This is a genomic window from Candidatus Omnitrophota bacterium (genome assembly GCA_016209275.1).
GTDB lineage: Bacteria > Omnitrophota > Gorgyraeia > Aquiviventales > Aquiviventaceae > JACQWM01.
The window spans coordinates 24,488-44,925 of sequence record JACQWM010000003.1 but is presented as its reverse complement, the minus strand read 5'-3'; the positions used below and the strand labels follow the sequence as shown (position 1 = coordinate 44,925).

At 61.5% G+C, this 20,438-nt stretch carries 21 protein-coding genes and 1 riboswitch; of the genes, 8 read left to right on the top strand and 13 right to left on the bottom strand.

Annotated features, from left to right (window positions below):
* Window positions 1–762 (bottom strand): hypothetical protein (locus tag HY737_00515; protein MBI4596867.1); only part of this gene is annotated, 762 nt, incomplete at its 3' end.
* Window positions 763–791: 29 nt separating this feature from the next.
* On the opposite strand from HY737_00515, the gene HY737_00510 reads away from it, so the two are divergent.
* The 8 genes from HY737_00510 to HY737_00475 all read left to right on the top strand — a co-directional run bounded on the left by HY737_00510 (window position 792) and on the right by HY737_00475 (window position 3,629).
* Window positions 792–1,022, top strand: a complete 231-nt coding sequence (locus HY737_00510) for a hypothetical protein (protein ID MBI4596866.1) — start codon at window positions 792–794, stop codon at window positions 1,020–1,022.
* Complete coding sequence (locus HY737_00505) at window positions 1,023–1,304, top strand: type II toxin-antitoxin system VapC family toxin (GenBank protein MBI4596865.1); 282 nt, start codon at window positions 1,023–1,025, stop codon at window positions 1,302–1,304.
* A 200-nt stretch (window positions 1,305–1,504) separates the two neighbouring features.
* A complete protein-coding gene (locus HY737_00500) occupies window positions 1,505–1,714 on the top strand; it encodes a hypothetical protein (protein ID MBI4596864.1) in 210 nt (69 codons plus the stop codon).
* A gap of 7 nt (window positions 1,715–1,721) precedes the next feature.
* Window positions 1,722–1,973, top strand: a complete 252-nt coding sequence (locus HY737_00495) for a type II toxin-antitoxin system RelE/ParE family toxin (GenBank protein ID MBI4596863.1) — start codon at window positions 1,722–1,724, stop codon at window positions 1,971–1,973.
* 276 nt (window positions 1,974–2,249) lie between these two features.
* Window positions 2,250–2,429 (top strand): hypothetical protein, encoded by a 180-nt coding sequence (locus tag HY737_00490; protein MBI4596862.1) that lies wholly within the window; start codon window positions 2,250–2,252, stop codon window positions 2,427–2,429.
* Window positions 2,426–2,842 carry a type II toxin-antitoxin system VapC family toxin gene (locus tag HY737_00485; GenBank protein MBI4596861.1) on the top strand — a complete coding sequence of 139 codons (417 nt, stop codon included), beginning with the start codon at window positions 2,426–2,428 and terminating at the stop codon, window positions 2,840–2,842. Before HY737_00490 ends, HY737_00485 begins: the two co-directional genes overlap by 4 nt.
* Window positions 2,843–3,181: 339 nt before the next feature.
* A complete protein-coding gene (locus HY737_00480) occupies window positions 3,182–3,382 on the top strand; it encodes a hypothetical protein (GenBank protein ID MBI4596860.1) in 201 nt (66 codons plus the stop codon).
* Complete coding sequence (locus HY737_00475) at window positions 3,375–3,629, top strand: type II toxin-antitoxin system RelE/ParE family toxin (protein MBI4596859.1); 255 nt, start codon at window positions 3,375–3,377, stop codon at window positions 3,627–3,629. Before HY737_00480 ends, HY737_00475 begins: the two co-directional genes overlap by 8 nt.
* A gap of 232 nt (window positions 3,630–3,861) precedes the next feature.
* Here HY737_00475 and HY737_00470 read toward each other — a convergent pair whose 3' ends face one another.
* The 12 genes from HY737_00470 to HY737_00415 all read right to left on the bottom strand — a co-directional run bounded on the left by HY737_00470 (window position 3,862) and on the right by HY737_00415 (window position 20,432).
* Complete coding sequence (locus HY737_00470; GenBank protein ID MBI4596858.1) at window positions 3,862–8,886, bottom strand: hypothetical protein; 5,025 nt, start codon at window positions 8,884–8,886, stop codon at window positions 3,862–3,864.
* Between the two features lie 40 nt (window positions 8,887–8,926).
* Entirely contained in the window at window positions 8,927–9,586 is a 660-nt protein-coding gene (locus HY737_00465; GenBank protein ID MBI4596857.1) for a winged helix-turn-helix transcriptional regulator, read from the bottom strand.
* A gap of 119 nt (window positions 9,587–9,705) precedes the next feature.
* Window positions 9,706–9,782: riboswitch (cyclic di-GMP riboswitch) on the bottom strand.
* Window positions 9,783–9,900: 118 nt separating this feature from the next.
* Window positions 9,901–10,941, bottom strand: a complete 1,041-nt coding sequence (locus tag HY737_00460) for an RluA family pseudouridine synthase (GenBank protein ID MBI4596856.1) — start codon at window positions 10,939–10,941, stop codon at window positions 9,901–9,903.
* A 36-nt stretch (window positions 10,942–10,977) separates the two neighbouring features.
* Window positions 10,978–11,751 carry a prolipoprotein diacylglyceryl transferase gene (lgt, locus tag HY737_00455; GenBank protein MBI4596855.1) on the bottom strand — a complete coding sequence of 258 codons (774 nt, stop codon included), beginning with the start codon at window positions 11,749–11,751 and terminating at the stop codon, window positions 10,978–10,980.
* 43 nt (window positions 11,752–11,794) lie between these two features.
* The gene (gene lspA / locus HY737_00450; GenBank protein MBI4596854.1) at window positions 11,795–12,229 is read right to left on the bottom strand and encodes a signal peptidase II; all 435 of its coding nucleotides are present in this window, start codon (window positions 12,227–12,229) and stop codon (window positions 11,795–11,797) included.
* Window positions 12,230–12,275: 46 nt separating this feature from the next.
* Window positions 12,276–12,659 (bottom strand): TraR/DksA C4-type zinc finger protein, encoded by a 384-nt coding sequence (locus tag HY737_00445; GenBank protein MBI4596853.1) that lies wholly within the window; start codon window positions 12,657–12,659, stop codon window positions 12,276–12,278.
* Between the two features lie 19 nt (window positions 12,660–12,678).
* Window positions 12,679–15,543, bottom strand: coding sequence for an isoleucine--tRNA ligase (gene ileS, locus HY737_00440; protein ID MBI4596852.1), 2,865 nt, complete (start codon window positions 15,541–15,543; stop codon window positions 12,679–12,681).
* Between the two features lie 8 nt (window positions 15,544–15,551).
* On the bottom strand, window positions 15,552–15,854 hold the full coding sequence (locus tag HY737_00435) for a YggT family protein (GenBank protein MBI4596851.1): 303 nt from the start codon (window positions 15,852–15,854) through the stop codon (window positions 15,552–15,554).
* Window positions 15,855–15,898: 44 nt separating this feature from the next.
* A complete protein-coding gene (locus HY737_00430) occupies window positions 15,899–16,723 on the bottom strand; it encodes a pyrroline-5-carboxylate reductase (GenBank protein MBI4596850.1) in 825 nt (274 codons plus the stop codon).
* Window positions 16,720–17,721 (bottom strand): YggS family pyridoxal phosphate-dependent enzyme, encoded by a 1,002-nt coding sequence (locus tag HY737_00425; protein MBI4596849.1) that lies wholly within the window; start codon window positions 17,719–17,721, stop codon window positions 16,720–16,722. The genes HY737_00430 and HY737_00425 overlap by 4 nt, the downstream gene beginning before the upstream one ends.
* A 951-nt stretch (window positions 17,722–18,672) precedes the next feature.
* On the bottom strand, window positions 18,673–19,467 hold the full coding sequence (locus tag HY737_00420; GenBank protein ID MBI4596848.1) for an FtsQ-type POTRA domain-containing protein: 795 nt from the start codon (window positions 19,465–19,467) through the stop codon (window positions 18,673–18,675).
* Entirely contained in the window at window positions 19,422–20,432 is a 1,011-nt protein-coding gene (locus HY737_00415; GenBank protein MBI4596847.1) for a D-alanine--D-alanine ligase, read from the bottom strand. The genes HY737_00420 and HY737_00415 overlap by 46 nt, the downstream gene beginning before the upstream one ends.
* Window positions 20,433–20,438 lie beyond the last annotated feature (6 nt).

Below are 20,438 nucleotides of genomic sequence, written 5' to 3'. Positions count from 1 at the left end.
GCTGGCATTCACCGTCCAGGTGCCGGAGGCGATGGTGATCGTCCCGTTGTTGGTCAGCCCGGTGCTGCTGCTGGCGATGCCGAGGGTGGAGGTGGGGCCGGCCCCGAGCGCGATGGAACAGCCGCTGGCCACGGTCAGATCCGCGCCGGTGGTGGTCTTGTTGAACGCCACGGTGCCGCCAAGGGAACCTGTGCAGGTGAGGGTGGAATCATCAAATGCATCGGTTGAGTCGAAGGTCACCGTTTTGCTGGTGTTGGTAAAGGTTCCACCCGAGACCGTGAAGTTACGTTCCACCGTCATATTCCCTGAGGAGTTGGTGAAGGCGCCGCCGGAGAGGGTGAAGCCCTTATCGTTGATGTCGATCGCAGAATCGCCACCGGTAAAGATGCCGTCGGCTTGGGCGTAGCCCAAGGAGCCAATCGTGAGTGTGACCCCAGCATTTTGGGTGATGGTCTGCGTATAATTGGCTTGAATGTCGATCCCCTGGACGCTGACAGCGGAATCCATGAGGCAGTTGGTATTGCCGGCGCTATCGAAGACTGCAAGATCGGTCGAAATGGGGTGGGTCGTGTTGTTCGCCCCGCCGCTGGACTGGCTCCAGTTGGCATCCGAGTTAAAGCTGCCTCCGGCGGCTCCGATCCAGTACTTCGTCGCCGCTTCCGCCGACGCCGGCAGCAGGAGCAGCCCTAAGACCAAGGCGATATCAGATATCAAACGGCCGTGTGATATCTGATATCGTCTTTGACGACGGTGGCCGCTCATGCTAGACTCCTGGGAGGGAGGGCGATGCCATGAAAGCCATTAACGTGATTGATCAACTTGAGCGTTTGGAGGATCAACTCCAAGCCATCAAATGGTCGGTTCGACTGCCCCAGCCCATGATCCGCATCAGCCATCGTCATGCGCCGAGCATTGTAAGCCGTACCGCTGGATTGTTGCGTGGACGTCTGCCAACCGGCCGCATCTATCAGCGTCGGATTCGTCGGGAGTGGGAGCTGCGGCTCAAGCGCGAGGTTTCGTAGTTGGCCAAATACCTGTCGGTGATCACGGAATGCGAGCTTCTCAGTAGCCCTGTCTTGACCCCGCGTGAAGAACGATCGGTTGTTGAGTTGTTGGAGCTGTTCTCTCGGGTCGCCATCACATCTCGGATTGCTCGGCTGGCTGCCCAATTGCGCCTTCGCCATTCCATCACGATACCCGATGCCTTGATCGCCGCCACGGCCCTGATGAGCCATGCCACGCTCCTGACCAGAAACGTGAAAGACTTCCGCGCGATCCGAACCCTCCACATTCAGAGCCTGTAATTTGCCAGAGACGCCGCCGTTCGTCGCGGCTTCCGCATCGGACGCGCTCAGCAGCATCAACCCTGCTGCCCCAATCGCGAACGTTGTCATCCAAGTGTATCGTTTCATCATCGTTAGCTTTCAGCTACCAGCTGTCAGTGGCCTCATATTTGACGCCCTGTACCATCTGTGTTACACTTCCGCCAAAGGAGAGACGTACCATGCCGCCACAACTTCATGAGCAATTTGTCGTTGACGCAAAAGGCCACCGACAGGGCGTAATGCTTTCCTGGACTGAATATCAGCATCTCTTGCGCACCGTCGAAGGTCTTGAAGATGCACTGGACCTGAAGCACGCCGTTCGGACAGCCAAGCAGTTTCTCTCGCACGACGCCCTGCTAAAGTCGTTGAAACACCACGCCCACCGTTAGTCGCGTGATGTACGGTCTTCGCTACGATCGGCGCACGCTCAAAGAGCTTCGTCCCATCCCTGCGCGAGACACCGCCCGCATCCTTTCTGTAGTTGAAACTCTCAAAGATAATCCTCGTCGCCATGGCGTTGAGAAAATGGCCGGCAGCGAAGGATACCGCATCCGGATTGGTGATTACCGCGTGCTGTTCACCATTGATGACGTTCAACGACTCGTCACGGTGTATCGCATCAAACACCGCCGCGAGGTTTATCGTTGACCTTCTCCCAGCTTTGAAACTAAGAGTTCCGGCGCAGTTGGTGTTGCCGCCAGAGGTGAAGGTGGCGACGTCGGAGGCGCCGGGATGCGTGGTGTTGTTGGCCCCGCCATTGGATTGGCTCCAGTTGCAGCATTTCGTGAGGGCTTCCGCCGACGCCGGCAGCAGGAGCAGCCCTAAGACCAAAGCGATATCAGATATCACACGGCCGTGTGATATCTGATATCGTCTTTGACGTCGGTGGCGGCTCATGCTACACTCCTACTGCAAGGAGGAATAATGGCTGTAGCGAAATTCACCAAATTCACCGTGGAAGAATTCATCAAATCCCGCCTCAGGGACGTCGCCACGATGCGCCAGGCCGCACGCCACATGGACGCGCTGCGCAAACGCTGCGGCAAGCCTGAGCCTGGCTTTGAGAGTGTTGCCGTGCTTCGCAAAATTCGCGAAGCACGATGATTGCGGTTGTTGACGCCTCGGTCGTCCTGAAATGGTTCCTGCAGGAAACTGACTCGCCTCACGCGCTGAAGTTGCGGCAGCGTCATCTGGCGGGCGATGTCTTGTTGGCCGCTCCAGATCTCTTGCTCTACGAAGTCGGCAATGCCCTCCGCTTCAAGCGTGATTTCACCTTGTCCGACACCCAAGCTGCGCTGAGCGACATCTTGCGCTTTCAGTTGGAATTGATCGCGCCCACGGAAGTGCTCCTGCACCAAGCCGCCGACCTGTCCCACCGCAGCCGTCTGACGTACTATGACTCTTGCTACCTCGCCGCTGCAAAGAATCTTGGGGCCACGTTGATTACCGCAGATGAGCGACTGCATCAGGCCGCTCATCACCTCGCCACGATCAAACTCTTGAGCCACGCGGTCTAAATTGACCGTGGTGTTGCCGCCGCTAGACTGGCTCCAGTTGGAGTCTGAGGCGATATCAGATATGAAATGCCACTTCGATATCTGATATCGTCTTTGAGCGGGAGAGGGAGAGAAAAAAGAGAAGGGCCTGAGGGCAGCGAACCCTGCTACGCCGAAGCGAGGCCGCTTCGGCTTCGCAGCGGCGAGCGAACTTGGCACTGTCCGCAGTCGCATCCGTTGGTGTGTATTCGCGTTCATTCTACCATAACTCCAGCCTGCGCTTCTTTGACACTCTGTCGCATGTCGGCTATACTGGGAATATACGTTTTGCGGAATCTGTCACCGCCAAGGAGATGATCGATGATTACGCTACACACCCAGTTCATCGTTGATGGCAGAGGTCGCACGCGAGCGGTCCAGTTGCCTGTCCGCGAATACCGCAAGCTTGTGGATCTCGTTGAGGATTGTGATGACATCGCCTACCTCAAGGCTCACCGGCACGAAAAACTGGTTCCCATGGCGAAAGTCCATGCCTCGCTGAAGCGAGCTGGCCTTGTATAGCGTCTTCTATACCAGCTCGGCCGAACGACAGCTCAACCATCTTCCCTCTCAGATCGCCGCATCCGTCACGAACACTGTCCGTCACCTGGTCGAGAACCCCCGGACGATCCGTACGGAAAAACTGACGGGATCTCCGAACACCTACCGCATCCGTATCGGTCGTTATCGGATCGTCTACACCATTGAAGATCATATCCGCCGCGTTGTGATCCATCGCATTGCGCATCGTCGCGACGTCTACCGTTAGTTCGCTCACCCGGAAAAAAAGACCGGGCAGCTTCACCATCTCCCAGCTCCCTCTGCAGAAGGAGCCGGAACAAGCTACCCGGCCGGGCAATTTGAGTGTCAACAACACAAGAGATTTTCGATTGTCGATTGACGATTGTCGATTAATTGTCGATGTGCGATTTTCAATCGACGATCGGCAATCGGAAATTGAAAATTAATCGTCAATCGAAAATCGTCAATCGTCAATTCCATTAGTCACTCTCAGTAGCAGACGTCCACTCGATCTTCACTTGGAGCACCTTGGCGTCGGCGGCGAGGGTGTCGCTGCCATCGGCCGCCACGCGGATCAGCTCAAAGACGACGGGCTCATCCAGCGCCCATCCCGAGGTGACCCCGGTGATGGTGGTCGTGTTGACCGCATTGGCCGTGCCGCTGGTCGTTGCCGGGGGTGCGGTTGAGGGCGCGGAGAGTACTGCGTCCCATGCCGCCCCAGCCGCCTTGCTGTCGGTCGCCACGCGCCAGACCGCGTCACCGCTGGTCGCCGCGGAGGTCCAGTAGATCGTCACGTCCACCGTGGCACCCGTGTAGGAGCTGGGCACGACAAACTGCCAGTAGGCTTTCTCCTGCGCGGTTTGATCAAAGTTCAGCGTGTAGTAGCTGAAGTTCGTCCCGTCGGTGCGGAGCTGGTCGGCAAACCCAGCCGCGGGTGCGACGATGGCACCAGCCGAGGTCAAAATGGCCGTGCGCTTGGGCTGTGCGCCGGAATAGGTAATGTCGCCGCTGATCGTCGGTGTCGTGATCGTGGGCGAGCTCGCGCGCACGATGTTGCCGGTGCCGGTTGTCCCAGACACCGACCACGTGCCGCTGGCAATTTGCGCAACACCAGTGGCAGCACTCGTGTCAATACCCGTCCCGCCTTTGCCGGCCGCAATGGGGTCAGCGTTCCACGTGCCGGTGCCAACGGTCCCGGTGGCGGTGATGCTGGCCAGATTCCCGGTGGTGATCACGATCCCAGAGGCATCCGGAAATGTATACGTCTTATCGGCGCTGTTCAGATCCGCCACATCGAAGATGCCGTAGAGCGAGGGGGTGGCACCAGCTTCCAAGATCTTCAGGCCGGCTGCGGTGTTGTTGAGCACAATGCTGTACGCCCCGGTCTGGTTCCAGTCCGCGCCAAGGGCCGCCAGCGAGACTTGCGTCTTCGTGTCGCCGGCCCCGCTCTCCGCCACCCCGATCCCGCTGCCGCCGATGATTTCCTGCGCGAGGAACGTGGCCGTGCTGTCTGAGGCGCTGGATTTGACATCTTTGCCGTCGGCCCCGGCGAGCGAGGCGTTGATGGTGATGTCCTGGCCCGTCTGCCCGAGCGTGATGTTGCTGCCTTGGACGAACCGCACCGCGCCGCTGAGGGGCGGCCGGTTGTCCGTCACGTTGTCGTAGGAACGGATCGAATTGACTTTTGAGCTGCCGCTCGTGGCAGGATACACGTTAAAGGTCCATTTATCTCCCATGACGCCTTCGTTATATTTCAGCGAGGGCGAGCTGAAAAACGACACTTGAATCCCGTCTTCCAGCGTGACCGACGTGCCATTCTGCGGGATGGACACCCCGGTCTGCGTGAACGACCCGTTGGAGATGGGCCGCCATTTAAACGTATCCGCATTCGCGGTGCCGGCCGTATTATCGCCATCGATCACGACTTCGTAGGTTCGCGAGGTGCTTCCCGAGTAGGTCCCGTAGGAGCTCATGGACATCGTGCCGGAGCCGGAGAAGGTCGGGTAGCCGACAATGGCAGGCTGGGCCACGTCATCCGTGATCTGATCGAGCGTCACCCGCTTGGTGCCCTCTTGAAACGTCATCTTATTCGTGTACGGATCCATGAAGATTTTGCTTTCTCCTGGGGTGTAGGAGGCCGTGGAGGTAAAGGAGCTATAGGAGTTTTGCATCGCGGTCCCCATGGCGCCGAACATCCATTCGTCGTTGACGTTGCCGCCCGTCGTCGCGTTAAAGCTCACCTGCACCCCGAGCTCAAGCGTCTGTGCCGACATCGAGACGTTGATCGGAGAGCTTTCAGCCCCAAAGGTGCCGCTCGGCACGATGCGCTTCTTCCATCGAAATTGATTCGGAGCGCCGTTGCTGCTGATGCGGACCTTATATTCGACAGGGTCGGTGCCGGTGTACGTCCCGCTCGCCGTTAAGGAGAGACTTCCGGCGGTGCCGCCAGGATTGGAGACCGTGGGGGTTGGCGGACCGATCGTTCCCATGCCTCCAGCCTGTCCGGTAAACCCAGGGTCGTCCCTGAAGAATTCAACCCCTCGAGTGCGCACGAAACGGTCAACCGCGAGGATCCCGCCTCCGGCCCCGCCTTCGCTATCCGTCGTGCGGCCGATGCGCAGCATGCCGTACATCGTCTGGTCGCCGGAATCCACGATCGCGTTTGGCGAAAACTCCGGCACCGACTTGCTGGCAACGACCTGGATCGCATCGAACCGGCACATGTCCCCGGCCACCGGGCTGCCGGTCTGGCGGCAGAGCAAGAAGAGCGTAATGTCGCTCGCCAGCGAGTCGGTCTTGAAGGTGCCGATGAGGTCGGTGAAGGTCGCCGCTTGCGTCGAGAGCGGGCCGGCCGCGCTGACAGCCACCGGTGTGAGCTGTCCGGCCGCATCGTCTCCCATGACATCCACGAGGGCGGTTGAGTTTGAGGCGTTGGTGACCAGCGCTTTCACACCAACGGCATACGTCGTGCTCGGCTTGAGGTTCTTGATCACCTGCTTGATCGCGCCATCGTTGCCATCATTCGGGATCGTGTAGGACGTGCCGATGACGGTATCTTTAATGCCCACAGCGCTCTTGCCATGCGCCGCATCCACGGTGATGTTGGCGGTCACATTCGCGAGCATCACCGGGGAGTGCTGCACGATATTCCCCGCCACCCAGGTCCATTCATCCGGCGCAAAGTTGGCCCAACCGCCTTCATAGGCCGTCGCCGCGGTGGTGCCATGCTGATAGGCGCCGGTAAACCCGGCATCTTTGAATTTCTCCAGCGCGCTGAAGGCCTCGAACGACCCATTCCGGACCAGGTTGCTGAACTCAAGCCCCATGCGCCCCCCGGCCTTCATTTCCAGGAGCGTCGTCTCCACTTGGCTGGCCCCTGGATTCGTGATCTCCACGAAGCTGATGGTCTTGGGCGTGACATCCGGATCAAACTTCACGGCGTACCGCGTGGTGTTGGCTCCCGTCGAGAACATCATGTAGGCGGGGCTGGATGATTCCACACGCTGCGAGCTGCTGAAGACGAACTCGCCTGCCCCGCTTCGCGCGGAGTTGTCGTACCAGATGTACTCCCATTCGCTGTTATCGCGTCCGAGTTTGATCACCCCATCCGAATCCGCGGCGGTGGGCTGGGTCGCCACCGCCAGGGCCTCGCTTTGCGTCCGGTTGGTGAGCGACGGGCTGCCGCCGGAGGCCGCCAGATCCGCATCGCCGGTCGTGTCGATGAGCATGTCGCCGCTGATGGCGACGTCGTCATTGACGTCAAACTCGGTATTCGTGGCGTCCCATAAGATGGACTTATCCGTCGTGCCTTCCAGCACGATCCCTGCCCCATCGGCCACAGCCCCGGTGTTGTCGGAATCGATGGTGAACGTGGTGCTGGTCGTGCCGCTGCCGGCGTCCGAATTCGCCGTGCACGCCACTGCCCCTGCGGTGACGGTCAGCACCTGGCCGGTGGCGCAGTTGTCGAGCGACGCGTTGTTCGTGCCGCCGTTGGCTAGGGGCAGTGTTCCGGTGACATCTGTCGTGAGACTGACCGCGCTAAAGGAGGGGGCAGCACCTGTGTTGCCGTGCAAGACGGTGCCAGTCGTTCCTGCCGTCGTCACGCCGACCGCGCTAGCACCGCTGCCGTAGACCACCCCATTGGAGGCCAGCGTGGCGGCTCCGGTGCCGCCATTGGCGACGGGCAGTGTTCCGGTGACATCCGTCGTCAGCGACACCCCGCTGACTCCGTCGGCGATCATCGTGCCGGTGACGGTGCCGGTATCGCCGGTGGACACAACGGTCCCGGTCGAATTCGGCAGCGTCAGCACGCCGGAGGCCGCCGCCGCAGGGGCGAGGGTGGTCGTGCCGGAGGTGGAGCCTTTGAAGGTGAGTGTTGTGCCGCTGGAACCGGTGAAACACGCACTGCCCGTGCAATCGCCGACGCTAGTGATATCCCCAACGCCGGAAATGCCAGACGGGTTCACGAAGGAGAGCGCGCCGGCGGCATCGGTTTTCAACACATAGCCATCGGCGGCCCCGTCCGCGCTGGGCAGCGTCCACACGACACTTGAGGATAAGCTTGAGGGCGCCTTGAAGCCCACGTAATAATCGGAAGAATCCGAAAGACGCAACGCCTTCTGTCCGGTTAAGCGCATGTCCTTGTCGAGGGTGAGGTCTGACGTTGTCGTATTCCACAGCAGCGACGCATCGCCGCTACCGCCTTCGATCACCAGGCCCGCCCCGTTGGCCGGCGCGCTGCCGCCGGTGTTGTCGCTATCCACGGTAAAGGTGGCCGCGGTAGTGCTATTCACGCTGGTGGCACCGCTGATCGTTCCCGAGACGGTCAGATTGCCGGTGACGGTCGCGTCACCGGTCACCGCCGCGTCGCCGGCTACGGTCGCATCGCCGGCGATGGTGAGATTGCCGTCGTTATCGACGCTGAACTTGGACGTCCCGGCGGCGTTTTGCACATCGATCATCTTGGTGCCGGCATCCGGATTGGTCGTTGGCGTGATAACGAGGGCGGTGCCGGCGCGGGTGATCGTGATCTTGCCTGAGGTGGAGGTGCTGGTGTCGGTTCGCATGAAACTAGCCGAGTCGAGGCTGTCGATCTTATCCGTGTTCATCGCGTAGCCGCTGGCGGTCAGCCGCTGGCGCGGACTCATTTCGGTATCGCCGGAGACCTGGACCGTCAGCCACATCGGCGCGTTGAAATCCACTGTGGAGAGCGCGGTGACGCTGCCGAGGATGACGTTAAACACCCCGCTGTCCGCTTCGGCCAGGCTCACACTTTGATCCTCTTTCCACAACTCGCTGCCGCCGGTGGCGGCGTCATACAGGCGGAAGGTGATGGTGAGTGCCCCGGTCACCGCCTGGCCGGTGGCGTCGGTCAGCCGTCCCTGGTAGTTGATCATCCAGGGGATGGCAGCTTCCGCACGCGAGTGGCTGAGTGGCCAAGTGGCCAAGTGGCCCAGTGAGAGCGAGATGGCAAGCAGAATCCGCAACGCGAAAGAGGGCTTCATCCCATACCGCGTCATCACTGAGTCACCACCTTTCCTCATGTTAGTAGCTCTCGTTGGAGTCGCCGCCGGATGACGCGCTAAACCCGCCCATCGCGCCAGGGACGAGGCGCCATCGACTCCCCTGCATCGTGCGCGAAGCCGACGGGGTGGATGTGACCACGGTCACGCTGGTGCGAGGTGCGGTGACCGCCTGCTCGGTGGCCACCGCCAAGCGCTGATTTGTGACGGCGAGGTACGACACGCCGGCCACCATGATCAGGAAGGCGATGCCAAGTGCCGCCGATAAAAAAAGCATCGGGGTCGACAGCGGCTGCTTCCACCATGGCTGCTGTGGCGTTGGAGAAATCACACCCATCAAGATCGGAGCTGTGGCACTTGGAGCTGGGAGCTGAGGGCTGGGGGCCACTTGGCCACTTGCCTGCCCGCCGAAGCCTTGGCGTAGGCGGGGCCACTTGGCCACATCTTTCAGTTCAAGGAAGGCCGCCGATGTTGCATTGACGCGATAAAACCTCATGTTCCCCTCTTCCACGGCGCTCAGCATGCCGGTATGTTCCAACCGGAGCAGCTCGCGCCGCAGCGGGCTGATGGACAGGCTGAGCTGCTTGGCCAGTCCTCGGAGGTAGAAGGGTTCTTGGGGATGGGTCAGGATGTGCTCAAGGAGGGTGCGCCGGATACGTGAGGAGACGAGGGATTCAAGCATGAGTGTGCCCTCGTTGCGTACGATCGGACTCAAAAAGGGCACAACCGAGGTAAGAAAAAAACCTAACCAGGTAGACCCAAGTTAGGTTCAACAGCCGGTACTGATTCACGTCTTCCCCCTTTGGCAACCCAGCCCTCCCTCATCGGGAGCTGTGGCTTTCCGACCCTGCCTTACGACAGGTGTGGCTTTGTCAGTAGGGCTTTCCTATCTATTCAGTGGAAGTATGCCTGATCGGCAGGAACCGCGTCAAGAGCAAGAGCGATATCAGATATGAAATGGTCATTTCATATCTGATATCAAACGGGCAATCCATATCAGATATCAAACGGGCGTTTGATATCTGATATCGCTTGAGGGGGAATCCGCGCCACCATGTCTTCAGGCGGCGGACAGGTGAGGGCCATGGAGCAATGGGTCGAGGGGTGCTGGAACTGGATGGCGTAGGCATGGAGGAGCTGGCGGGTGATCCCGAGCGAGTGCCAAAAACTGGCCGGGCGCTTGCCGTAGGTGAGGTCGCCCAGCACTGGGTAGCCAAGGTGAGCCATGTGGACGCGGATCTGGTGCGTCCGGCCTGTTTCCAGCGCGATATCGACAACTGAATAGGCTAATTTCGAATGACGAATGCCGAATGACGAATCGACATTCGACATTCGACATTCGACATTATCTCGATGGAGGACGCGGTAGTGCGTCACCGCGGATCGGCCGCCCAGATGCCGGACGGTTATTTCCTTGCGATGGGTCGCGTGGCGGCCCAGGGGCGCATTGATCGTGCCGGTATTCAGCGGAAGGTGCCCCTCCACCGCCGCCAGGTAGCGCCGCTTGACCGTCCGCGCCTTGAGCTGACGAGAGAGCGAGAGTTGAGCTTGCGCCGTCTTGGCCACCAGCAACAATCCAGACGTATCTTTATCGAGTCGATGAACAATCCCCGCCCGGTCCAACGATTCCTTGCGACCTTGCGACCTTGCGACCTTGCGACTTGCTAAATGCCATAAAATTGCGTTGACCAATGTCCCCTCCCAATGCCCTGGCGCTGGATGGACGACGAGGCCAGGCGGCTTATTCACGACGAGCAGTAGGTCATCTTCATACACAATCTCGAGCGGAATGTCCTGAGGTGTCAGCGGCACATCGCGCGCTGGAGCCGGCAGCTCCTCAAATGGCGCGGTCACGACACTGCCGCTGCGCAACTTGGTGCTGGCCTTTGCCGGTTTGCCATCGACGAGAATCAGCCTGGCGCGAATCCCCCGCTGGACCATGGCGCGCGAGACCTCCTGGGGTAAGCGCTGAACAAGATACTGATCCAGCCGCGCGCCGGCTTCCTTGGCGCTGATGTGAAACTGATACGTCCGCATCGCTGAAGCTAAAGTGACTGTCACTTTTGGTGACTGTCACTTTTGGTGACTGTCACTTTTGGGGACAGCCATTTTTTTCACGAGAAGGAGGCCGGAGAGGAGTACGCTGAGGCTGATGACCTGTTGCAGTGTCAAGCCGGCGACCCACACCACCTGATCGCCACGCAATGATTCCACAACAAACCGAATGACGGCATAGCCGACCAGGTAGGCGCCGAATACACGGCCCGAGCACTTCAACACTGATGGACGCTGCAGACTTCGAAGCAACAGAAATAGCACTGCAAGACAGATCGCTTCGATCAACTGTGTCGGAATTACCCGGACATTTTGCCCCGGAAACGTCACACCGCACCAGCTGTCGGCGGGCTTGCCATAGCAGCAGCCGTTGAAGAAACAGCCGATCCGTCCGATGGCATGGCCCAGAGCGAGAAATGGGACGTAGAAATCGAGGACGCGCAGCATATTCAGCCGCTGCGCGCGCACATAGAGCCACGCACCCGCCAGCCCCCCCACAAACCCTCCATACCACACCAGCCCGCCATGCCAGAGGGCGAGCGCTTCCCACGGCGAAGGAACAAACTCGTCCCAGTGCAGCAGGATAAAGAAGAGCCGGCCGCCCGCCAGCCCTCCCAGAAGAATGACCGACGAAAAATCCACCACGCGCTCAGGATTCATCGGCCGCTGATCGGCCGGCAGGCGCCGCGCGACATGCGCCGCTAAGAGGGTCGCCGTCAGAAACGCCGCGACCATCATCGCGCCGTAGGTGTACAGCGTGACTGGGCCAAAGGAAAAGAGAACGGGGTGCATCAGCAGGTGGCCCGGTGGCCGAGTGGCCGAGTGGCCGGAGAAATTATCGTCGCCGAAGTGAATACCATATCAGGAGCGAGACGCCGATGGTGATGGCTGAGTCGCCGATGTTGAACACCGGCCAGACGCGGACGTCGATAAAGTCGATGACGTAACCGAAGCGAAGCCGATCGATGAGATTGCCGACCGCCCCTCCGATGATCAGGCCGCTGCCCCATTGCGCAAGCCTCGGGAGCGCTGGCTTGCTGATCACCTCCCATGTGAGCCATCCCACGACGAGGAGTGAGATCACAATCAACAGCGCTGACAACCCTTTGAGCATGCCGAAGGCCGCCCCCGTATTTTGGACATAGGTCAGAGACAGCACTGGGGGAAACAGGGGATGGCGTTGGCCAGGCACGCACGAGGCGGCGACGACGAACTTTGTGACTTGGTCGGTGGCCAGCGTTAGGGCGCTAATGATCCACGGCAGGCGCATCAGCAACAAAAAGTGACAGGCACTTTTTGAGGGCCAAACGTGCCTGTCACTTTTTGGGTTTTTGTTCTTTGGCGCGTTGGCAACTGATGCAGAGTGATGCGTAGGGAACCGCCTTCAAGCGGCTCATGGTGATGGGCTCGCTGCACTGCTGGCAGAGGCCGAAGCTGCCGTCATCAAGACGCTTGAGCGCATCATCAATCTGATACAGCAGCTCTTGCTCGCTGGAGACGATATTCATGGACAGCTCGCGCTCATACGTGTCGGCCGCCATGTCGGCCATGTGCAGCGTGTAGGCCGACAGGTCGCCGGAAGCTTCCCGAGGGCTTTTCGAATTTTCTTGGGCGATGGCCCGGATTTCTCCGGCCAGTTTGACCCGCTCGGTAATCAGGAGCTGCCGAAATTGCTTGAGATGATCTTTGGTGAACGCCATCGCCTTCCTCTGGTCTTTTCTACCGCTGGCGGGTTGACACCCGCCCTACCACCGCAGCGCACCGCGCGCAGAGCTCAGGATGCGCGGCATCGTCTCCGACGCTGGCCAGGTGCTTCCAACATCGAGCGCACTTGGCCGCCGCCGCCCGCTCAACGCGAACCCGCAAGAGCCCAGGCACGCCGGTCGCCAAGGACGCGCGCTCGTAGGGGGTCAGCTCCACCCGCACCTCCGAGACCACAAACGCTTCAGCCAGCGTCTCGCGGTGCGTCTCGCAGAGCCGTTGCAGCTCGGCGTCGCTGACAATCAGTGTCAGACGCGCCTCCAACGGGCTGCCGATCGTCCCCCGGCTGCGCTCGTCCTCCAGCGCCTTCATCACGACATCGCGAATGGCAAAGAACGTCGCCCATCGGCTCCGGAACGCTTCATCCGTGACGCTCGACGTGGGCGCCGCCGGCCAGGTGGCCGCATGCACCGACGGTTCCCGGACCCACCCCGCCTCGCGCATCACGTCCCAGACTTCTTCCGTCGTCACGACGAGAATCGGGGCTAAGATTTTCACCAACAGTTGCAGTATATCATATAGCACTTGCTGTGCACAGCGACGTTTGGCTCCCGTCGGAGCGTCGGTGTATAACCGGTCCTTCAGGGCATCCAGATAGAAGGCGGAGAGGTCGACCACGCAAAACTGATAGACGGCGCGGACCACGTCATGAAATTGGTAGGCGTCATACGCGCGGGTGACATCCTGCAAGACCTCGTGCGCGCGCCCTAACGCCCAGCGGTCCAGCTCGGGCAGATCCGCCGCCGTGAGCCCCGGTTCCCCGGGCGCAAAATCATACAGGTTCGCCAGCACATACCGAAAGGTGTTGCGGAGCTTGCGGTAGGTTTCGGCGACCTGGCGGAGGATCTCTTCCGAGATCCGCACATCATCCCGATAGTCGCAGGAGGCCACCCACAAGCGCAGGATGTCGGCGCCATAGCGCTGCATGACGTCCTGGGGTGCCACCACGTTGCCTAAACTCTTGGACATCTTCCGCCCTTCGCCATCCACCACAAAGCCGTGCGTCAAGACGCTGCGGTAGGGCGGCTGGCCGGTCAGGGCCACGGAGGGAATCAGCGACACCTGAAACCATCCGCGATGCTGGTCGGAGCCCTCAAGATACAATTCCGCCGGCCAGCTCAGCTCGGGGCGCGCTTTCAACACGGCCTCGTGGCTCACACCGGAATCAAACCAGACATCGAGAATGTCGGTCTCTTTCCGGAGCGCGGCGCCTGAACACGTCGGACAACGCGCGTCCGGGGCCAGCGCCTGCGCCGATTCGGTAAACCACGCCTCGACCCCCTGCCGGGCGAGGGCCGCTTCGATTTGCTGGATCACAGCCACATCGAGCAGCGGCTGCTCGCAGGGCACGCAATGCAGCATGGGAATCGGCGTGCCCCAATAGCGCTGGCGGGAGAGGCACCAATCCGGCCGATGCTCCAGCATGCCGGTGATGCGATGCAATCCCACGCTCGGAATCCACGTCACCTGCCGCGCCGCCTTGAGCAATCGCTCGCGGAACGACGGATCCACTTTGAGAAACCACTGCGGAGTGGCGCGGAAGATGACCGGCTGCTTGCAGCGCCAGCAATGGGGATACGAATGGGAGATGATCTCCTGGGCGAGCAATCGCCGATCGGCCGCCAAGCGTTGGATGATGTGTTCGTTGGCCTCCCACACCGGCTGCCCGGCGAATTCCGGCACCTCCGTGGTGAGGCGGCCTTGATGGTCGACGGGCGAGAGCACCGGCAGCTGATACCGCTGCCCGATGAGGTAATCCTCCTGCCCATGGCCCGGCGCGATATGGACGATGCCGGTCCCCTCTTCCATGGACACGCTTTCATCGGTCACGACGACGGAGGCTCGGCCGCCTGCCTGCGCCGCGGGCGTCGCGGCAGGCAGGCCGAACGGGGCTGCGCACCGCATCCCGGCGAGCTCCTTGCCCGCGATGGCGCCGATCGTCGTCGGAAGCCCCGCATGAAGGACACCGGCCAATCGGCTAGCGAGTGCCTCGGCCACAAACAGATCATGATCCCACCCGGCCGCGCGCAGCAGCACATATTTCGCCTGCGGATGCACGCAGAGAGCCACATTAGCCGGCAACGTCCAGGGCGTCGTGGTCCAGACGGCCATGGCCAGCCGCTTGGGTTGCTGAAAGACATCGCGCCATCCGGAGGGCACCACGGTCGGCGGCTCCACCACCGGAAACGCCACATAGATGGACGTGTCGTGCCGATCCTCGTATTCCACCTCAGCCTCGGCCAAGGCCGTCTCGCAGGAGGCGCACCAATAGACCGGTTTTTTGCCGTGATAGATGTAGCCGGCCTCCACCAGCTCGCGAAACACGCGCAGGATGGCCAGCTCATACTCCGGCGCCATGGTCAGGTACGGCCGATCCCAGTCGCCGGCGACCCCGAGCCGCTGAAATTGGCTGCGCTGCACATCGACATAGCGCTGGGCGTAGGCCCGCGCTTTCCGGCGGAACTCGGTCTGCGCAATCTGATGCTTCGTCAGCTTCAATTCTTTAAAGAGCTGGTGCTCGATGGGCATGCCGTGGCAATCCCACCCGGGCACGTACGGCGCGTTGAACCCTTGCATCGTTTTGTAGCGCACGATGAGATCTTTGAGGATTTTATTGAGCGCGTGGCCGATATGGATGTCGCCATTGGCATACGGCGGACCGTCGTGGAGGATAAACGGCGCTCCGGAGGCGCGCGCCTTGCGGATGTGGCCGTGGAGGTCCTGGTCGCGCCACCGGGCGAGATACTGCGGCTCCCGCTTCGGCAAATCCGCCTTCATCGGGAAGCTGGTCTTCGGCAAGTTCAGCGTGGTCTTATAGTCCATGCGAATCGTCAGCGGAGGCGGATGGCCACGTCCAAGAGGGTGCGGATCACCACCATCTGAATGAGTTGAATGCCAAGAAACGCGACGATGGGGGACAGATCCAGCATGCCTATCACCACAAACGGCAGATGGCGCCGGATCCAGTCCAGCACGGGTTCGGTCGCGGCGCGGAGAAACTGCACGATCGGATTGAACGGATCCGGGTTCACCCAGGTCAGCAGGATGGCGATCAGCAGGATGAGGCTGTAGATCCACAGCACTTTATCCGCGATGACGGCAATCGCCTCCAGCGCGTTAGCCAGAACGAACATCCTCTCCCCTCCCTCAAGGCGATATCAGATATGAAATGGCCATTTCATATCTGATATCGTTCTGACAGTTGTTTGGAGCGCTGCGCGGCGGCCCGGAGCGCCTCCATCATATGGAGTCTCAGGCGTCGCTGCTCAAAGACTTTGAGCGCCGCTTCCGTCGTACCCCCCTTCGAGGCGACCTGGCTCACGAGCGCGCCGGCCGGCTCCCCGCTGGCGCGCAGCAGCGCCACACTACCCGAGAGCGTCTGGGCGATGGCGGCCGACGCCACATCCTTCGGCAGCCCCAGGGCCCGGGCGGCGTCCTCCCACATTTGCACGAGGGAGAAGACATACGCGGGGCCTGAGCCGCTGACGGCGGTGATCGCATCGAAATGCCGCTCGGGAAGCTCCGCCACCTCTCCCACGGCGTGAACGATGGCGCGCGCCATCGCCCGATGGCGCGGGCGCACCTTTGGCCCCCACGCAATGGCGGAAAATCCGGCACCCACCGTCGCCGGAAGATTCGGCATCACCCGCACCACCGGCACCCCAGGGAGCTTTGCCTGCCACCATCGAAGCGTGATCCCGGCCACAATCGAAATCACCAGATGCTGCGGGGTCAACTCGGAGGCCAGCGGCACGATCACATCGTGACACTGCTGCGGTTTGACGGCAACAATCACCACGTTCGTCCACCGGACGAGCCCGAGATTGTCCTCGGCGACCTGCACGGAAAAGCGCTGGCTGACGGCCTTGCGCGTCGCCGCATCCGCGTCAGCGGCGCGGAGGGCATTCGGCGAAAGGCCCGTCGCTAAAAGGCCTTTGATGAGGGCCTGGCCCATCTTCCCCGCGCCAATGATGCCAATACGGACACTGCGAAGTGACGTCATGTGGCTCGCGCCCCAAAGATCGCCGTGCCGATGCGGACGACATCCGCGCCTTCCTCGATGGCGACCTCAAAATCGTGGGACATGCCCATGGATAACTGCAGTGGCCGAGTGGCCGAGTGGCCGAGTGGTCCTCGCTGAAGCGTATCGCGAAGTTCGCGTAATTGGCGGAAGAAGGGACGCGAGGCTTCGGGGCTATCAGCGAGAGGAGGAATGGTCATAAGGCCGGTGAGTTTCAGGTGCGAGGTGTTCATGAGGGCTTGCGCTAATCCTTGCGTTTCGTCGGGGCGGCAGCCGCTTTTGGCCGCTTCCCCCGAGACGTTGACTTGGATCAAGACGTCAACCGCTTTCGACTGTTTGGCCGCTTCGCGTTCCAAGACCTCGATGAGAGGAAGCGAATCGACTGAATGCATGACGTCAAAGATTTCGACGGCCTGCCTGGCCTTATTCGACTGCAAATGACCAATCATGTGCCACCGCACATTCCGCTGGAAGCTGGAAGCTGGAAGCTGGAAGCGAGAAAGAACGACGTGCTTCGCTCGAGCTTCTTGGACGCGATTTTCGCCAAGATCCGTCAAGCCAGCCGTGACTGCTTCCTCGATCCGCTCGACCGGCACGGTTTTGGTCACGCCAATCAGCGTCACGGCTGATGGGGAACGGCCGCTGCGCTGGCAGGCCTTTGCGATGCGGTCTCGAACTGACTGGAGACAATCGGCTAACACGGTGGCTACTCTAGCACGAGCGATATCAGATATCAAATGGCGTTTTGATATCTGATATGGCTTTAGAAATACTCGGTGAGGATGGTGCGGGTGCGGCTGATGAGGCGGTCGACGAATCGGTGGGATGGCCTCGGCACGCCATTGGTGAAGGCGCGGGTGGCCTGCTCCAGCACGCCGATCGCCGGTGCCAACGCGACCTGGCGGGCGAGGTCGGTCAGCCGCTGGGTGCGCGCGCTGCGGCTGATGGTCGCCGTCATGCCGGTGGCCTGCTCCACCCATTCAACAAAACCGTCGAGCAGCGCCCCGCGGCCGGTCACCAGCACGGCATCGGGGCGAGGCCCCTCGGCGAGCAGGCCGGCGATGGCCGGCTTCAGGCGCGCCCATGAGGCGTCGATCAGCGCGCGAACCTCGGGCTTGCGGCTTAAGGTTGCTTCTAGGCTCCAGGCGGTGGCGTGATCCATCGTCGTCTGCAACTGTGTGGCGATCGCCATGGCCAGGGGCCCTCCGCCCTCCTCCACGCGAGCCGACGCCGAGAGGACGCCGTCCACGAACACCCCGACCGTCGTCGACCATCCCCCCACATCGATGATGAGCACGCGCTGGGCTGACCCCAGCGCATCCGCCGACGCCGCAAGAGCGGCCGGCAAGGTCCAGCTCAAGCGCGCCACTTCCAAGCCCGCTGACTCGACGGCCTGCACCAGGCGGCGGCGAGCCGCCATCGGCATGGACACGAGATGAAACTGCCCCATCAGCCGCGTGGCGGTTACCCCGCGGGGATCGCGGAGATGATCAAAGCCATTGCCGCTCGTGCTCAGCCGTTCCATCAGCAGCACGTCGCGGTCCACGGCCAGCGCCTGATCCAGCGCGCGTTCCTGCAGGCGCTGAAGATCGTGGGCCCGCACGATCACAGGCTCATCCGCCAGACGCACCATGCTGCGCACCTGCTCGCTGATGAGCGCTGGCGGATTGATGGCGACCAGCGCCCGCGAGACATCCGCGCGCACCGCCGTGGCGGCGAGGGCCTGCTCGATGGTGCGACCGACGAGCAGCGGATCGGAGAGCCATCCTTCCAACGGCGCTGGATAGGGCACGAGGCTGCTGCCGAGCAGCTCGAAGCCCGCCGCCTGCTGATGCGGCAGGCCGATGGCGCAGGCGATTTTCGTTGAGCCAACGTCCAAAGCGACTAACGGCTGAATGGCCATCACAACTCCGTGGCCAAGTGGCCACGCATTATGTTCTCGGCGCAATCACGGGTTCGGGGAATCGCACGTCGATGTAGCGCGCCGGCAGCACCTGCCTGGTCATCACGTTCAAGGCCGCCTGCAGCCGGCGTAATTGCTGATCAAGCTCCTGCTCCGATCCGCATCGGACCTCGGTGTCTCCCTGCGCAGATAAGCGCAGGAGAAAACGGATTTCGTGATCGTCGGCCACATCGATTTCGGCCAGATGCCGCGCGACCAGCGGCGGAGCCTGTTTCAGGCGCGCGAGCAGGCGGAGGGCCAATTGCAACCGTTCATCGGCAGACTCCCGGCCGGGTTTCACCGACCGCTGCGAGAGGCCGGTGAGCCGAACCATCGACTCCTGCGGCAGGCTGGATGGCTCCGGCAGCACGAACCCTCCGGCATCCACCGGATACCAAGAGCCAAGCTGGACCACCGCCACCGGCCGCCGCGGCACGGCTTCGATGCGCAGCGTGTTGGGCAATTGGCGAATAACCCGCACGGTGCGCAAGGCGGGCTGCTGCGCCTTCAATGCGGCTGCGAGGGCTTGCAGATCCACCGCCCAGAGATTCGCCCCGATCACGGATTGGGGCAGTGACAAGGCGGGACGCTCCGGCAGCTCCACGCGCGCGATGCGGAACACATCCGCCCGCCGCAGGGCGAGCGCCATGCCCCACAGGGCCAGACCCAGCAGCAGGCTGCACACCAGCGAATGCGGATGCGTCGCAATGGCCCGCGCCTGCGCGAGGATCCACCGCCCTACGCGCGGGAGTAGGCCTGGTGCCGCTCGATATTTTTTTGCCATGCCATCATCACCAGCTGCTCACAGAGCTCATCGTAGGAGATGCCGGCACACGCCGCGGCCTTCGGCAACAGGCTCGTCGGCGTAAATCCGGGAATCGTGTTGATCTCCAGCACGACGGGCTGCTGATCGTTGCGCAACAGGATGTCAGCGCGGGACACATGCCGACAGCCCAAGACGCGGTGCGCGGCGAGCCCCGCCGCCTGCGACGCCTCAGCCACTGACGGAGGCAGAGGAGCCGGCACGAGATACTCCGTCATGCCGGCCGTATACTTTGCGGCGAAATCAAACCATCCCTGATGCGGGCGAATTTCCACGACGGGGAGCGGCTCTTCGCCCAAGATGCCGACCGTCACTTCTCTGCCCACGATATACTCTTCAATCAGCGCTTCGCCGCCATACTGTCCGGCCATGCGAAGCGCTGGCCCGAACTCCTCCGGACGCCGCACCAAGGAAACGCCGAGACTTGACCCTTCGCGCACTGGCTTGACTATCATAGGAAGCTGGGAGCTGGGAGCTGGGAGCTGGGGGTGTTGGCATTTGCTTCCAGCTTCTAGCTTCCAGCTCCTAGCTTCACGGAGATTGACGATTTGCCATCGCGGCACAGCAATGCCCGCTTCCTCGAAGACGCGGCGCGAGGCCACCTTATCCATGCCGAGACGGCTCGCACGAGCATCCGATCCGGTATAGGGCAGATGAAGATTCTCGCAGAGTTGTTGGACGGTGCCATCCTCGCCGAAAGCTCCGTGCAGCGCGATAAAGACGACATCGGGACGCTGCTGCTGCAGCGACGAGGAAACGAAGGCGCACGCCGTGCCGCGGGAGCCGACTTTCGGAATGATGAGAGGCTCCGCGAAGACGCCCCGACGACGCAAAGCGTCCGTCACCCCCTGGCCGCTTTTGAGCGAGATGTCATGCTCGCCGGACGGACCGCCCATGAGCACCGCAACTCTGAGATGCTGATCCATCGTTAA